This is a genomic window from Pseudomonas sp. Irchel s3a12, assembly GCF_900187485.1.
GTDB classification, from domain to species: domain Bacteria; phylum Pseudomonadota; class Gammaproteobacteria; order Pseudomonadales; family Pseudomonadaceae; genus Aquipseudomonas; species Aquipseudomonas neuropathica.
The window spans coordinates 205,254-219,971 of the sequence record NZ_FYDN01000008.1 but is presented as its reverse complement, the minus strand read 5'-3'; the positions used below and the strand labels follow the sequence as shown (position 1 = coordinate 219,971).

Below are 14,718 nucleotides of genomic sequence, written 5' to 3'. Positions count from 1 at the left end.
AACACTGGCACGGTGTGTCCCGTTTAGAACCTGTAAGAACTACCAGTTTTTTAGCTTTTTTTACTTGATCGGTAATTTCGTTTTCTTCTAAAAAACTGTCATTTCTGTCAGTTGTCTGCTGTGGCTGCTTCGGATCGAATGCTCTGACAACGGGGGTCGACTCCGATCGCCTTGAGGAGCACACGAACATGCCGAAAGCCAATGCACGTAAAGCACGATTAGCCGGTGAGCTGGATCAGACCTTTGCCCATTCGGGCCTGCAAACACTGCAGTTTCCAGCCGCGCGCAAAACCATCGGGAAAAGTGTCGCAGTGCTGCCTTCGGGACACATCATGGTCAGTACGACCGTCATCGATGCATCGGGAGCCTCGCATTACGGCCTGACGCGACTGCTCGCGGACGGTCATCTCGATACCAGCTTCGGCGAGGGCGGGTACCTTCACGGTCAGTTTGTCAGGGGGCGATTTTCACAAGGCGGGCACCTGGCCGTCGGTGAGAGCGGCGTATTCTGGTTGTGCGCAGTGCTTGCAGATGCAGCAGGCAAGCTTGAGCAAATCATCGCTCGATTCAAACCGGACGGTACGCTCGATCCCGAGTTTGGTGATGGACAGACTGGCTACCGAGTCGTGCCGACGCGTATTCCCGTGCTGAACAATGCCACGGGCGGCCGCTTGATACTGGCGCACTCCACTCCAGCGAAAGCGCTGCCGGACAGATTGCTTTTCGTCACCTCTCAAGGGGGCAGCGGGTTGTTGACGCGTTTTTTTCTGGATGGCAAGGATGACCCGGAGTTTGCAGGCAAAGGCTGGATTCACCTGACGCTTTCCGGTGTGGCGATCACGTTGCACGGGGTTACGCAGTTGGACGATGGGCAGATTCTGGTCCATGGCAAGACTGAAGTGACCAACCAAGGTTTAGTCATGGCTTACGAGCGTTCCGGGCAGGTTGCCACGTCGTTCGGCAAGGACGGTACGCTGCTGCTGGAACTGCAAAATGCGGGTGCACCGCTCGAAAGCTCGGTGAATCGCATCGTTGGGCAATCGGCGCAGCGCCTGTTGTTGATCGGATCGGCCGTCGAGTCGTCCGCCGGGGAAAAGCGTCAGCATGGCTTCATCAGCGGGATCACCCGCGACGGTGAGTTTGATCCAGCATTCAACGGCGGTGCGCCAGTCATTACTGCCGCAACGCGGCCACTGGATCTTAAAAGCTGGAGCGCAGGATTCGCGCTGGATGACTCCCCCGGCTCGCCAATCGTCACGGTCGGACAGACCTCGGACGGCGAACGACGCTTACTCACCGGAGGCTTTTTGGTCGATGGCGCCGTGGATCCTGCATTTGATGTCGAAGGCGCCGCCGGTATCGAGTGGATTGCGCAGGATGCCTGTCTGCAGGAGTCGTCAGTGTTGGTACTGGGGCAGAGAAATGAAGCCGCTCATCTGGTGCGATTGTTGACGGTAGCGGACTGACGGGGAGGGCTGACAAGCCTTCGCTGAAGGGGCTGGCCTCTTCGCGAGCAAGCTCGCTCCCACAGTTGATCGCATTTCCCAGTTGAAATGCATTCCCCTGTGGGAGCGAGCTTGCTCGCGAAGACTGACTTCCAGACGCAGAAAAATCATGGATTCATGACATCAGCTAACAGCCAGTCCGCTCCTCTCAAGCATCCGAATCAACACCACCCCCCCGCGATCACCAACATCGCCCCGCCACCCGCGACGCCGTCAACTGCTTCTCGCTACCAAACGGGAAATGCGCTTTGGTCTACTGATGATTCGGTTGAAAGGGCCGATATAGCAAGGGATAGTGCGCGGCTGAAAAAGTAATCAAGGAGCGGGAATTGACAATGAAGTCTGGCTGGATCGGATGTGCGGCATTGTGCGGGTGGTTGCTGGCGGGGCAGGCATTGGCCGATTGCACGCCGGCGCCAAAGGCGCATGAGATGGATTTTTCCATCTGTAAGGATTGGCCAGCGTATCCAGGGCTGACGCTCACCGCCGCCGCCAACTTCTCGCCCGATCCGGTGTATGGCGAGTCAGAGACTATAGGGCTTTACGATCTGCGTTTGGCCTTGGTGGCGAGTGCAGACTCCAAGCCGTTAGCGAGCTTTTATCAGCCCTCGGCATTCTCTGTGGATGCCATCGCGCTGGACGAACTGAAATTCGATACCGCCCGCTATAAGCTCACGCCGCAATTGCAGGCCTTTGGCGTTCGGGTTCGATTCAAAGGCTCTTCCGTGTGAATCCTTTGGATGAAACCTGGTTGTCGCTCTATGTGAAAGACGGCAACGCATTGCGTCCTGTCATGGATCGGCTGGTGGTTTATGAATATGGCGGAGACTGGGATGGCAATTGTGCGGGAGAGCGCTACGAGACTACGCGAACCGTGGCTCTGGCCAAGACCAGCAGCCATGGCTTTGCCGATCTGATGATCAAAACGATCCGTAGCTCGACCGTTGGCGAGGGCGAGGGCGAGGCGTGTGTATCCAATACCGTCACGCAAAAACCTGTCTTGACGACACTTCGCTATGACGGCAAAAACTACGTAATGCCTGAAGATTTCAAAGGCCTCTAAGACCGATGTCTTTTACTCAAGGAAGAACAATGATCTCGCGTTCCACATTGCTGGGCTCTTTCATCGCAATGGGCCTTTTGACGATGGCCGCTCAAGCCCAGGCCGCCTGCGAAGTGAAGAAGTTCGACGGCCATTCCCTTTCGCGCTGCAAAGCGTGGCCTGCTTTCAATGACCAATCGATTGCGGCGAAATCTTCATTTCTCTCGGATTCGGGCGACGATGAGATGGGGGTATTCGATCTGGAACTGGCGCTCGTCAGTTCGACAAGCGGCAAGAGCCTCGCTACCTATGCAAAGCCGGGTGCCTACAATTCCGATGCCATTAGTTTCGACGATCTGACAATCGATACGGCCCGTTACCGATTGGCTGCTGATGTCCGTGCATTCGGTTTGCGTTCAAAATTCGCCAGTCACGGCTCCAGAGCCAATCCTTACGCAAAAACTGATTTGGCGTTGTATGTGCGCGAAGGCAACAAATTGCGCCCTGTGCTGGAAGGCTTGGTGATTCGCAAGGAGTTCGGCGAAGGAACGGATGAGTGTGGAACCGAGGACACGCAAATCCGCAGAACTATCGATCTCGGCCCGACGAGCCACCATGGTTTCGCCGATCTGATCGTCAGCTCAAGTGGTTCAGTTTACAAATCCTTCCTGTCGGGCAAAGACTGCATCTCGAAAACGATCGAGATGAAGAAAACTCGCGTCACCCTGACCTACGACGGCCAACAATACATCGTCCCCGAAGACCTCAGAGGTTACTGACCCGATGCTCACCGGCCTCAACCACCTGACCCTCGCGGTCAGCGATTTGAATCGCAGCCTCGCCTTCTACCGTGATCCGCTGCGTTCGAGTCAACCGTGCGCCGATTACACCCATTACGCTTTCAGCCTCGATGCAGCCGATTTCTCAACGTTTGTGCATAAGCTACAAGCGGCAAACGTGCAAGAGTGGCGGGATAACCGCAGCGAAGGTGCGTCGTTCTACTTTCTCGATCCCGATGGCCACAAGCTCGAAGCGCATGTCGGCGATCTCGCTTCACGGCTGTCGGCGTGTCGGCAAAAACCGTACGCCGGCATGCGTTTTTACGACGAGTCATGATCAGACTCATTTGTCTGTTATAGACTGGCGGCCACGTGTTCTGGCGCTTGCAGGTTTTCCATGACTCCATCGTTGCTAATGGCCGTGCTGGCCTCGGGTTTCATTTACGGCATTACGCCCGGGCCGGGTGTGCTGGCGGTGTTCGGCATCGGTGCAGCCCACGGGCGGCGGGCCGGGGCGGGGTTTCTTTGCGGGCATCTGCTCGGCGATGTGGTCTGGTGCAGCACCGCGCTGATCGCGATTGTCGGCGCCCGGGAAATCGGCAGCACCGCGTTTGATGTGCTCGGTGTGCTCAGCGGTGTGTACCTGTTCTGGCTCGGCTGGCGCGCGGTGCGCGCCCAGCGTCGCAACGGTGACGAGCCCCAGGGCGCGGCGCGCAATCCGTTCTGGCACGGCATTCTGTTCGGCTTGACCAATCCCAAGGCTTATCCGGTGGCGGTCGCGACCTTCACCGCGCTGTTGTCGAGCCGCGCCGAACTGCTCAACTGGTCGATGCTGCCGGCGTTGATTGCCCTGAGTTTCCTCGGTGGCTTGCTGGCCTACGCTATTCTGATTGGCGTGGTCGGCGCGCAACGGGTACGCACGCTGTATCAGCGTCATGAGTTGCTTATCACCCGATTGTGCGGCGTGATGTTTATCGGTTTTGCCATCAACGCGCTGGTGCATGCACTGCCGGGGCTGATGCCGAACAAGGCTTGAAAATGTGTGCAGGGAGGCGCAATAAAAAGGTCAGGGATGGTTGATCAGTGCTGCATTGTCCGGACACCCACGCTGAACCATGGAAAGCCGAAATTCCGCGCCGTTGGCGAGTTTTATTGATCTGTTGCTGGACGCCGTTTGCGCGGTCGACAAGCAGGGTCGCTTCGTTTTTGTCAGTGCCGCTTGTGAGCGTGTTTTCGGTTATTCGCCTGAAGAGTTGATCGGCCGGCAAATGATCGAGCTGGTGCACCCGGCGGATCGTCAGCGCACTCTGGCTGCCGCCAACGAAATCATGGGTGGCGAACCCAAACTCAACTTTGAAAACCGTTACCTGCGCAAGGACGGCAGCGTCGTGCATATCCTCTGGTCGGCGCGCTGGTCGGAAGTCGATCAGTTGCGCATCGCCGTGGCGCGCGACATCACCGAGCGCAAGCAGGCCGAGTCGCGCCAGGCTGCGCTCTATGCGATATCCGAAGCGGCCCATGCGGCTGAGGATCTGCTGGCGCTGTTCAAGCGTATTCATCTGATCATCGGCGAATGGCTGCCGGCGATGAATTTTTCCGTGGCGCTGTACGACGAGCACTGCGCACAACTGAATTTCCCCTATCACGTCGACGATGACGAATTGCAGCCCGAGCAACCGGGCACCGTCACCGGGCGGCTGTGCACGGAAGTTATCCGTAGCGGCCAGCCGATTCTTCTGACACCGGACAGTGCGGATTCCCCAGCCGATTTCGCCGAGTTGGTGGCGGGGCAGAACGCGCCGTGCTGGCTCGGCGTGCCGTTGAACTCGAAAAACGGCACCATCGGCGCCTTGATCGTCAAAAGCCTGCCCGGCGGCGAGCGCTACACCGAGCAAGACAAGGAATTGCTGCAATACGTTTGCGCTCAGGTCGCCACGGCCATCGAGCGTCAGCAATTGCACGCCCGCCTGCGGCGCATGGCGCAGTACGATCAACTCACGCAGCTGCCCAATCGTGAATTGCTGCGCGATCGCTTGAACGCCGCGTTGGCCGGCGCGCGCGCGCAATCCGGGCACATGGCCTTGTTGTATGTCGACCTGGATCGCTTCAAACAGGTCAACGACACCTTCGGTCACGCGGTCGGCGACATGCTCCTGCAAACCGTGGCCAACCGCCTAAAAGGCTGCGTGCGGGAAACCGACACCGTGGCCAGAATTGGCGGCGATGAATTTATCGTGCTGCTGCACAGCGTGCAGGTTTCGGAAGATGCTGACGGCGTGGCGGAAAAAATCCGACAGGTGCTGGTTCAACCGATGCGTCTCGATGGCCACAACCTGCACATCGAACCAAGCATCGGCGTGGCCCGCTATCCAGAGCACGGCAGTGAGGAACAACAACTGTTTCGCCATGCCGATCAGGCGATGTACGCCGCCAAACGCTTGAACCATCACGCGTTGAATAGTTGATCCGGGGCCGCCGTTCGTCGCAGCGACTGCAATTTTTCTAAACCTTTGCCGGCCAGAAAATTCTCAATCTAGGCGGGCACCTGCTCGCCACGATCATTACCAAGAGGTAGAGAATCATGCCTAATTCAAGAAACTCGAACTCGGGAAACTTCGCCAACGATCGAACGAAGGCCTCTGAAGCAGGTCGCAAAGGTGGGAAAACCACCACAACGACCGTCGACAAAGAGCCAAAACCAGATATGGGCCGCAAGCCCGCTCAGAAATCGAAGTAGTCGGTGAAGGTAGTTTTGATTGAGAGGCGGGGGCGTAAGCTCCCGCTTGAATTTTGCAAGTAAGGAGGGCGCGACCATGAGCCGAATGGCCACCCGTATACGTACCGTGAGTTTTGCATCGCTGTTGGGTCTGTGTGCCAGCAGTGCTTTTGCCCAGTCGCCCGCCGATTTCATCAACGATGCCTCGGCCAAAGGCATGGCCGACATCGAGGCCAGTCGTCTGGCCCACAGCAAGGCCGAATCGAAAGAGGTCAAGGACTACACCATCGTCGTCATCAACGACCGTACGACGGCCAATCAGCACTTGGCGAAAATCGCCAAGAAGCTCGACCTGCCCGTCGCGCCCCGTGAAGAACTGGCCGACAAGGCCAAGGAAATGATGCCGCAAGTGACCGACGGCGCCTCCTTCGATCAGGCCTACGCCGCCAGTCAGGTCAAAGCCACTGAAGAGGCCATCGAGCAGATTCAGCAGCAAGCGCAGACCACCGACGTGCCGGAGATCAAAGCCTTCGCCGACGAGACACTGCCGAAATTGCAAAGCCATCTGGAAATGGCCCGCCAGTTACAGGCCAGCCGCTAACGACAAAAGATCGCAGCCTTCGGCAGCTCCTACACGGTCCCTGTAGGAGCTGCCGAAGGCTGCGATCTTTTGATTTTAAACCCTCAGCACTCATTCAAATCCTGCTTCGACTTACTCTTCTCACCCAGCCCCTCAAGGTTAAACACCTCACCCTCGCCCAACGAGCGGTAGTGCCTGCGCAACGCCTCCAACTGTTTCAGATCCAGCGCCTCCAACCCAAGCATCGCGTTCTGCGCCTCTTTGGTCACCAACAGCAACTCATCGATCTTCAAATGCAGAATGTCGGTATCGCGGTTCTGCGTGTTCTGGATCAGGAACACCATCAGGAAGGTGATGATGGTGGTTGAGGTGTTGATGATCAGTTGCCAAGTGTCGTTGTAGTCAAAGATCGGCCCGCTCAGTCCCCACAGCCCGATCAGGATCAATGCGCCCATGAAGGTCTTGGGACTACCGGCCACCATCGCGAGCTTCTGGGAGATTTTTGCGAATTTCATAGCCGTGTTCCTTATTGGGAAGAGTCTTGAAATTCAGACATTGGCGGCTGGTGGAAAATTCTAATTACAAATCCACCCACGTCACCGGACGTTGGTAGGAGAGGCAGGCGCGCTGGATCGCGGTATCGTGACGAACCGCTGGAATGTCCCGAACAGGAGAACGCAATGAGTTGGTTCGCCAAACAATACGTCGCTTTCGAAGATGAACGCACCCGCCCGGCCCGCGATCTGCTGGCGGCGATTCCCGCGGCTGAAGCGCGAACAGTGGTCGATATCGGTTGCGGTCCCGGCAACTCGACGGAGCTGCTGGTACAGCGTTATCCCGGGGCGAAAGTCAGCGGGCTGGACAGCTCGGCGGACATGATCGATGCCGCACGCAAGCGCTTGCCAGAGTTGCAGTTCGAGGTGGCCGAGATTGATAAGTGGGCCGATGCAGGCCCGTTCGATGTGATCTTCGCCAACGCCGTGTTGCAGTGGGTGCCGGATCACGCGACGTTGCTGCCGGCGTTGGCCAGCAAGTTGTCGGTCGGTGGCAGTCTGGCGATCCAGATGCCGGATAACCTTAATGAACCCTCACACCGCTTGATGCGTGAAGTCGCCGCGGATGGTCCGTGGGCGAGCAAGCTCAGCGGTGCAGCGGGGCAACGTACCGACATGGCGAGTGCCAGCGATTATTTCTCGATGCTGCGGCCGCACTGTGCGCGGGTCGATGTGTGGCGCACCACCTATCACCATCAGCTGTCTGGCGGGGCAGCGGGGGTGGTGGAGTGGTTCAAGGGGAGCGGGTTGATTCCGTTTTTGAATCCGCTGACCGAGGCGGAAAAGGCGCAGTACCTGGAGCAGTATCTGGCGGAGGTTGAGAAGGCTTATCCGGCATTGGCGGATGGCTCGGTGTTGTTGCCATTTCCACGGTTATTCATTGTCGCGACTCGCTGAAATGAGCCGGACGTGTTGTTCGGCTGGAGATTTCGGGTGCGTTTTCGGACGGGCCCCCTCATCGGAACGCCGCCCGCCCAGCCCTCTCCCGAGGGAGAGGGAGCCGACCGGTGTTGTATTCGAAACCGGAGTTCGGCTCGATATTTCAGGTCGGCGTAACCCTAGAGAACAACTCGGTCAGTCCCCTCTCCCTCTGGGAGAGGGTTAGGGTGAGGGCTTATCAAGCTGCAAACCCGCTCAACGCTGCACCGCCACCAACATCATCATCGGCCGCTCCCGCTCTTCCGCCAGCGCCGGTTGCGCCGCCACTTCAGCTTCGCTCGGCCCCCATTCATTGACATGACGAATCGAAAACCCTGCGTCGATCAACGAATTGAGCAATGTCCCCACCGTACGATGCTGCTTGATCACACCCTCAGCCAACCAATTGGTCACCCGCTCACCCTCCAACTGATAGCTGTCCAGCGGCCAACGTTTGTTGCCTTCGCTATCTACCAGCCAACCCGGATTACGCGGCGCCATAAAGATTGGATGCTCAATGGAAAACACAAAGTGCGAACCCGGTTTCAGCGCCGCGTACAGGTGCGCAAACAGCCCCGGCAGATCCTTGATGTAGTGCAGCGCCAGTGAGCTGTAGGCCAAATCAAAACTACAGGCGGACAGATCGAGCTGTTCCAGATCGGCGCGCTCATAACGAATGTTCGCCGCCGTCGTGGTCTCCCGCGCCCGCTCCAGCATCTTTTCCGAGACATCAAGGCCCAAGACACTGGCCGCGCCATGCTCAATGGCCCAGCGACTGAACCAGCCATAACCGCAGCCCAGATCCACCACGTTCAAGCCGTGCATGGATGGCAACAGCGCCTTGAGCGCCGGCCACTCCGGCGCCGCGTCGAGGCCGCCGATGGAGCGGTTCATCTGGCTGTAGCCTTGAAAGAATTCGGGATCGTCGTAAATGTTTTGCGTCATGGTGAAGGCTCTTTTGAGTTCGGTCGTCAGCGGCAAAGTGGCCGCGATTGGAATCCCTCGAAGGTGATGGCGCGTATTCGTCGATGGCCGCGCAGGGGGAGGGTGGTGGCTGATGGGGAAATGCTAGTCGGTCGAGAAGAAGGTGAGAATCGGTGGAGTGTTATGGATCTGTAATGTCGGAAAATTCTGCAAGATTTTTGGCTGCGTAAACGCATTCGGTGGTCAGTGTTTATAAGTGTTCGGTGTTACGTCCTGAAGCCTACAAATCCTTGCGCCGTTGCCTACCGCTACGCCAGAATCCGCCGGCTTGTGCGCTTGGGAGGCGGTCGGTAACTTGGTTCGCGTCACTGATTTCCAGTGATCGGGTTTAGCAGCCCGGCTAGGACTGACCAACGGTTGCACATGTATCTTCCAGTCAGGCATTGCCTGCACTTGATGGTGGCTGTGCGCATGGCACCCTCGGGTGCGCCGGGTTTTGGACTTCCTACCGGTCTGCTAACTTGCGTACAGCTGCCACCCTTTCGTATAGCAGCGGGATGGTTGCGGTTACCATAAAAGGAAGATTCCATGTTCAAGGTAACGCCCAATCCGCCGGAAACCGATCCGGCATCCCCCTACGAATCACCTAATTCAAAGAAATTCCACGAAGCCGCCGAACGCGCCCTCGACCACTACCTCACCCCCACGGCCAGAATTATGGGTTCCACCCACGAACCCGAACCGATGTACCTCGCCAACCCGAAATACGACATCGAATCCCTGTTGGCCAACGCCAGCGAAACCCTCGGCTCGGCCACCACCATGCTCAACAACTTCGCCGCGCTGCTCGACACCTCGCACCGCAAGACTGCACTCGGCATCGCGCAGGTTGTCATGTTGGGCGAATTGGCGGTGAATCAGGCCCTGGATAAGGTTGTGCCGGCTGAGTTGCCGCGTAGAGTCGATATCTGACAGACATAAATAAACCGGCCGTTAGGCCGGTTTCCAAAGTTCAGGATTTAACCCTGCTGCAACACCTTCAACGCTGCCGAAGCCAGAAACCCGGAACGGCTTTTCTCTTCCGGGTGATGCAACACATACTCATCAATGCGGTTGAGCAGGTGGCCCGGCAGGGTGATGTTGAGCTTCTGGGCTTTGCCCAAATACTTGAGCACATCGATATCCACCACGGCCCATGCACAACCGGCGTATTTCGGGTTGGCCACGTGCAGGCTCAATTTGCTGGCCGCTGGAATGGGGGCGTCGTCGTCCGCGAGAATCTCGAAATGACCTTCGATGGCTTCGCGAGCCATGGCGACGGCATCGTCCAGATCCTCTCCTGCGGAAAAGCATCCAGGAATGTCCGGGACTTCTACACCCCAGGCGTGATGGTCATCGCCAATTGAAATCGCAATCGGGTAGAGCATATTTGTTGTCCTCCATGGCGCAACTGACTCAGAGAGTCAAAGCAGCGCCTGCTGCAAAATACTGATGGCCGTTTTCTTCAGCAGATCCTTTTTCGGATGTGGCACGGTGACCAGTCCTGGTTTGGTCGGATGCTTGAAGTGGTGGTGACTTCCTTTGATCCGTACCAGATACCAACCGTCTGCGACGAGTTGGCCGATTAAAAAACGGCTATTCACAACACCTCCCTGTGGTGTGCTTGGTGGGTACTATACCCATTGAATTAATATGATCAACACTATAACCACCGGTCGGTCGTCTTCCGCTGACGGGCGGGGTTGCTTACCGCAGTCTAGGTAAGGCAGACGCGATGGTGAGGTGGGTGTGTTACCGGGTTTTGCTCATGTTCATGTGGCGATCTTTCGCTGCAAAATAATGGAACACATCTTTTTCTGACGTCACTCTCGGGCTGCTAACGTTGAACTCTAATGGGCGAAGGTCATGGACACTCAACGAGCCTGTTGAAAGGAAATCACCTCTCGATAAAGCCAGCGTAGTAATGCATGGAATTTGGCCATGTGATCGTCAGAAGGGAGTGAAACGGATGTCGACTCTAAAATTCAGCAATAGAGATGCAAAGGGCGATTTAAGTCAGCGGGAGTTGATTCAATGGTCAGAGAATTCGGTTTACATTCAAGTACGATCGGACAGCGATACCTTTCCTAAAACCTATCGCAAGGATCGCATCATCGAAGTATTGCTTGGGGCTGAGCTGCTCTTAAACGAGGCCGCTCCTCCTTCTCCGAGGCTTCAGCACGATCGAAAGCGACCGGCGCTCGTTGCTTCAGAAGCCGCTTCGCAAACGCCTCATCCGAAAATGTCACCGGGTAGGATCAATCAAATTCTTTTCACTGGGTTCGCAGCTGCACAACGGGCTGAGCTTGAGCAAAAAGCAGTGGAATATGGGTTGAAGGTCATGAGTACGGCAGGCAAGACGCTGACGTTTCTTTGTTATGGCGAAAATGCGGGGCCAACCAAAGTTTCCAAGGCACTTGAGGCTGGGGCTTTTATCATCAACTCAGAGCAATTCTTGAATCTGATCACAACGGGAGAAATCCCCTGAAGTCATCACTTCGCTCAGCCTGCGCATTGAAACTGCGCCAACCACCGAATGCTTGTTACATGCAGCCAGCATCACCTCATTTTGCTTCTTGGTAGATTCGGTCAGCACTTCACAGTAAACGCGCTTTTTTTCGTGCGATTTCGCATTACGGATGAAGTCTGCGAATGGGCTTGCGTACTCCTGTTTGAATCCGATTGTCATGGGATTGCTCCGCCATTGATCCCAGCCATGGGCATCATTTCGTGCCTCGCATACTTCTCAAGGATTGTCGTTAGAGAGAACAAAAGCGTACAGGTGGAGGGTGCATCTTCAACCTGCAGTGTGTTTCTGAATGGTTCGGCGCTGCCCAAATGACCAACCTCAAATCTCAGACACAAAAAAACCGGCCCTGTAGGCCGGTTTTTGCTGTTCCTGCATCCCCCGTCAAAAACACACAACGTGAGACAAAAAATGAGTGGAGCGGGTAGAGGGAATCGAACTCTTAATGGACACGGAGGTAGGAATATCGTGGAGGTGTGTAGGCGCTCTGACGGCAATCCCCCTGGAATCGTTGGTCAAAAGGTTATGATGTTTTAACGCTGTCTTGACTCACATTGTGACTATTGAAGCGCAGACCTTCCATTGGCCCCTCATGATCCTCCAAGCTCAATAAGGGGGGCGCTCTCCAGCTCTCTATCTGGTAGCCGATAGCCCGCTGGCAATACTCATGAAATTTTCAAACCCAGCAACGCCTGTCTCTGGACTCAAGAGAAGCCAGTTAGGGTCGAAGGCCATGTTGATATAATCACCTGTTTCCCGTGCTCGATGTTTTGTTCCAGCGAATCTATGCGGATCTTAATGGTCGGCGCAGGGAGAGGTTGGATTAGGGCGAGCTTGGGGCCCGGTTAAAGGCTCTATCCACTTCGGCAGCAATGGATTGGTCTCAACCAGTGCGCTTCGTCTGCAGTGGCCGGTGGGACGGAGCCTGGGCTCCAGAGAGGAATTCGAGGTAGTGAGAACGAGCGGATACCCTTGAGGTGCCTAAGCGGGCATCCATTTGTGCTTGTAGGTTTCCGTGGTTTTACAATCACGGCCTATAAGTTAAAACAAGCAATTTTCAATCTTAAATTTTAACTCCGACTACTCCTCTTGCCGCGCTTACCCATTTAACAAATTAGGCTTCGCCGGTAATATGTCTAAGTTGAATTTTTGAAACCCTATAAAAAAAGGCTTTGCAATCATGCAAATTTCCCAGTTCTCACCTTGCGCATATGCGACCGAACGATAGTTCATTGGAGGAAAAGGTTTGCAGTACTTTGCTAAATCATGAACGGCATCCGCTATTTTTTTCTCTGTCAACATGTTATCAAGCGCTGCACTAGATAGCCTTAATGGAATTCCATGTTGTTCGCCTAAACTTATGAGGAGGTTTGTAACTTTTATCCTCCGATACATTTCCATTATTTCCTCATTGTGGGGGAGGTTGGAAATGAGTCCCACATCCCGATGGTAGCGTTCTCCATTACTCCAAGGCAGCCCAAGGCGGATAACGGGTTTCCAACCGCCTAATATCTTTGCCAAAACCTTTTCATAGGCAACAAGATTTCTGCGAAGATACTCACCGATATAATGCGAAGATCTGAAATCTCTTCTCCTAGCAAAATATCCCTGTTGTTCCGGAAGATTAAAAGAAAGCCGCCACAATATTTCCAGTTCATCATGCCCATGACCCCATACTGAAAGTTTATACTCATTTTTCAGTAAGGGCGCCTTACCTGTTATTGCGACAATTGTCGCATGTGCTGTGGTTTCGACGCTTTCTTCAGAAAGTTCACCTTTCTCAAGATCGGCAGCCAATAACTCGCACTGAAATTCCTGAATAAAAAAACGTTGCTGCGAGTCGGCAACATACTCATGGTCTTTAAACCAATGATCTAATATTTGACCAATAGAATCATTTGTGAGTTGGTTAAGCGTTAAGGCACGCCTATTCTGCGCGCGTAAAATTGGCGGGATTGTGCTCAGGTCATCCATTTCCTGATTTTCGCTGATTTTTTTTATCGCTTGAGAAAGTTTTCCGCCAGCGAACTTCTCTTTTCTAGTCACCAAAGATAAAGGCAGTTCAGCATGCGTTGCAGTAGGATTCAGAGATGACAATTTTTCAAGTAGTTTTTTGTAGTATGGATCATCTTTTATCTGCGGGTTTTCACCTGTACTTGAACTACTCATTACCCTTCTTAAAAGCCTGGCCACTCCAAAATCGTTAACTAACTCCGGTATATACAAGTATAGGTTGCTCAATGCAATCTCACCTGCAACCCCGTTCAGCTCGGTGCACGCCGTAACAAGCCTTGCCCATACTGCATTCTTATCGAACTGAGGTAGTTGTTGGCAGATCAATTGTTTGTGGTGTTCAACTCCAGCAGCTTCATTGGAGTCCAATGTTTCTCCAAGCAGTTTTAAGGACTTAACAAAACTATGAAATCTCCCATCGATAATTGACTCGGAGTCATAGCTCTGTACAGCTAGCTCCATCACGAAGTACGCTTTCCTAATTTTATCGTTGCTAAAATTTTTTGCATCAATTTTTTGACGCCATACTGCTTGAGTTAATGAAGAGCGAGCGAAGTTAATTACTTCTAGTGCACCCTTCATCGTACTTAGGCTCGAAGAGTCGAATACAATCTGTATCTCATCTAATTTCTTGTTGAAAAGTGAACTGTTGAAGTCAAGCCAAGCTGATCCAATCGCCTCTTTGAACTCTACGGAGCCTGTTGTCAGTGTCCGCTTCATCTGCATCCGAATTGTGGCTTCGAGACCGGTTTCGGGGCAGAGAGAAAAAATGACGAGATCATCCGTATTGTGCCCAAGTAGTCGTCCTTGAAACTGCAGCCTTACGATATCAAACCCTCTAGGCACTCCAGGGCAAGAAAGCCCGAGGCACATTGCTAGCAATCTAGAAGCTTGAACTCTTCGCTCAAATGCACCTCCACGGTCGCCAGTGGAAGCGGGGCTTGCAACTTGTTTTTGGGTAGGCATTTTCTTGGCTATCGTTCCATCATGTTAGGCACATTAGCGATTATGCGATTTCGCCACCTCTGAGTGGTGGTTAGGATATTCGTTTTTTTCCATGGCCGCGTGTATCAGTCGCAGTTGATTTCCAGCACGTAATCGACTTCGGGCTTTTGACGGTT

The 14,718-nt window shown here is 54.5% G+C and carries 18 protein-coding genes; 12 read left to right on the top strand and 6 right to left on the bottom strand.

All coding sequences use genetic code 11. The annotated features are described in order from the left end of the window. The first annotated feature begins 188 nt into the window (after positions 1 to 188). The 9 genes from CKW14_RS15665 to CKW14_RS15630 all read left to right on the top strand — a co-directional run bounded on the left by CKW14_RS15665 (position 189) and on the right by CKW14_RS15630 (position 6,643). A complete protein-coding gene (locus CKW14_RS15665; protein WP_095125603.1) occupies positions 189 to 1,466 on the top strand; it encodes a hypothetical protein in 1,278 nt (425 codons plus the stop codon). A gap of 374 nt (positions 1,467 to 1,840) precedes the next feature. Next, entirely contained in the window at positions 1,841 to 2,236 is a 396-nt protein-coding gene (locus CKW14_RS30205) for a hypothetical protein (protein ID WP_256587234.1), read from the top strand. Continuing rightward, entirely contained in the window at positions 2,233 to 2,568 is a 336-nt protein-coding gene (locus CKW14_RS30200; RefSeq protein WP_256587233.1) for a hypothetical protein, read from the top strand. The genes CKW14_RS30205 and CKW14_RS30200 overlap by 4 nt, the downstream gene beginning before the upstream one ends. Positions 2,569 to 2,597: 29 nt before the next feature. Then, a complete protein-coding gene (locus CKW14_RS15655) occupies positions 2,598 to 3,326 on the top strand; it encodes a hypothetical protein (protein WP_095125602.1) in 729 nt (242 codons plus the stop codon). A gap of 4 nt (positions 3,327 to 3,330) precedes the next feature. Then, complete coding sequence (locus CKW14_RS15650) at positions 3,331 to 3,663, top strand: glutathione transferase (protein ID WP_095125601.1); 333 nt, start codon at positions 3,331 to 3,333, stop codon at positions 3,661 to 3,663. 60 nt (positions 3,664 to 3,723) lie between these two features. Beyond that, positions 3,724 to 4,362, top strand: coding sequence for a LysE family translocator (locus CKW14_RS15645; RefSeq protein WP_095049187.1), 639 nt, complete (start codon positions 3,724 to 3,726; stop codon positions 4,360 to 4,362). A 79-nt stretch (positions 4,363 to 4,441) separates the two neighbouring features. After that, the gene (locus CKW14_RS15640) at positions 4,442 to 5,791 is read left to right on the top strand and encodes a bifunctional diguanylate cyclase/phosphodiesterase (RefSeq protein ID WP_095125600.1); all 1,350 of its coding nucleotides are present in this window, start codon (positions 4,442 to 4,444) and stop codon (positions 5,789 to 5,791) included. A gap of 116 nt (positions 5,792 to 5,907) precedes the next feature. Next, complete coding sequence (locus tag CKW14_RS15635) at positions 5,908 to 6,063, top strand: KGG domain-containing protein (RefSeq protein WP_007911485.1); 156 nt, start codon at positions 5,908 to 5,910, stop codon at positions 6,061 to 6,063. A gap of 76 nt (positions 6,064 to 6,139) precedes the next feature. Continuing rightward, positions 6,140 to 6,643: a DUF4142 domain-containing protein gene (locus tag CKW14_RS15630; RefSeq protein WP_095125599.1), complete on the top strand. Its 504-nt coding sequence runs from the start codon at positions 6,140 to 6,142 to the stop codon at positions 6,641 to 6,643. A gap of 83 nt (positions 6,644 to 6,726) precedes the next feature. On the opposite strand, the gene CKW14_RS15625 is transcribed toward CKW14_RS15630, so the two are convergent. Continuing rightward, positions 6,727 to 7,137, bottom strand: coding sequence for a low affinity iron permease family protein (locus CKW14_RS15625; protein WP_007911483.1), 411 nt, complete (start codon positions 7,135 to 7,137; stop codon positions 6,727 to 6,729). A gap of 165 nt (positions 7,138 to 7,302) precedes the next feature. Between CKW14_RS15625 and tam the strand changes: the two genes are divergently transcribed. Beyond that, positions 7,303 to 8,073, top strand: coding sequence for a trans-aconitate 2-methyltransferase (gene tam / locus CKW14_RS15620; protein WP_095125598.1), 771 nt, complete (start codon positions 7,303 to 7,305; stop codon positions 8,071 to 8,073). Positions 8,074 to 8,310: 237 nt separating this feature from the next. On the opposite strand, the gene CKW14_RS15615 is transcribed toward tam, so the two are convergent. Further along, the gene (locus CKW14_RS15615) at positions 8,311 to 9,039 is read right to left on the bottom strand and encodes a bifunctional 2-polyprenyl-6-hydroxyphenol methylase/3-demethylubiquinol 3-O-methyltransferase UbiG (RefSeq protein WP_095125597.1); all 729 of its coding nucleotides are present in this window, start codon (positions 9,037 to 9,039) and stop codon (positions 8,311 to 8,313) included. A gap of 567 nt (positions 9,040 to 9,606) precedes the next feature. On the opposite strand from CKW14_RS15615, the gene CKW14_RS15610 reads away from it, so the two are divergent. Next, a complete protein-coding gene (locus CKW14_RS15610) occupies positions 9,607 to 9,990 on the top strand; it encodes a DUF6124 family protein (protein ID WP_095125596.1) in 384 nt (127 codons plus the stop codon). Between the two features lie 47 nt (positions 9,991 to 10,037). On the opposite strand, the gene CKW14_RS15605 is transcribed toward CKW14_RS15610, so the two are convergent. Both CKW14_RS15605 and CKW14_RS15600 read right to left on the bottom strand, forming a co-directional pair. Further along, complete coding sequence (locus tag CKW14_RS15605) at positions 10,038 to 10,445, bottom strand: type II toxin-antitoxin system HicB family antitoxin (protein ID WP_007911473.1); 408 nt, start codon at positions 10,443 to 10,445, stop codon at positions 10,038 to 10,040. Between the two features lie 36 nt (positions 10,446 to 10,481). Further along, positions 10,482 to 10,661 carry a type II toxin-antitoxin system HicA family toxin gene (locus tag CKW14_RS15600; RefSeq protein WP_095049193.1) on the bottom strand — a complete coding sequence of 60 codons (180 nt, stop codon included), beginning with the start codon at positions 10,659 to 10,661 and terminating at the stop codon, positions 10,482 to 10,484. A gap of 365 nt (positions 10,662 to 11,026) precedes the next feature. Between CKW14_RS15600 and CKW14_RS15595 the strand changes: the two genes are divergently transcribed. Continuing rightward, positions 11,027 to 11,545: a BRCT domain-containing protein gene (locus CKW14_RS15595; RefSeq protein WP_095125595.1), complete on the top strand. Its 519-nt coding sequence runs from the start codon at positions 11,027 to 11,029 to the stop codon at positions 11,543 to 11,545. Here the strand turns inward: CKW14_RS15595 and CKW14_RS15590 are convergent. Together CKW14_RS15590 and CKW14_RS15585 are read right to left on the bottom strand one after the other, a co-directional pair. After that, entirely contained in the window at positions 11,501 to 11,746 is a 246-nt protein-coding gene (locus CKW14_RS15590; protein ID WP_095049195.1) for a hypothetical protein, read from the bottom strand. The two genes, CKW14_RS15595 and CKW14_RS15590, sit on opposite strands and share 45 nt — an antisense overlap. Positions 11,747 to 12,682: 936 nt before the next feature. Next, positions 12,683 to 14,563: a hypothetical protein gene (locus tag CKW14_RS15585; RefSeq protein WP_141231796.1), complete on the bottom strand. Its 1,881-nt coding sequence runs from the start codon at positions 14,561 to 14,563 to the stop codon at positions 12,683 to 12,685. Positions 14,564 to 14,718: the final 155 nt, after the last annotated feature.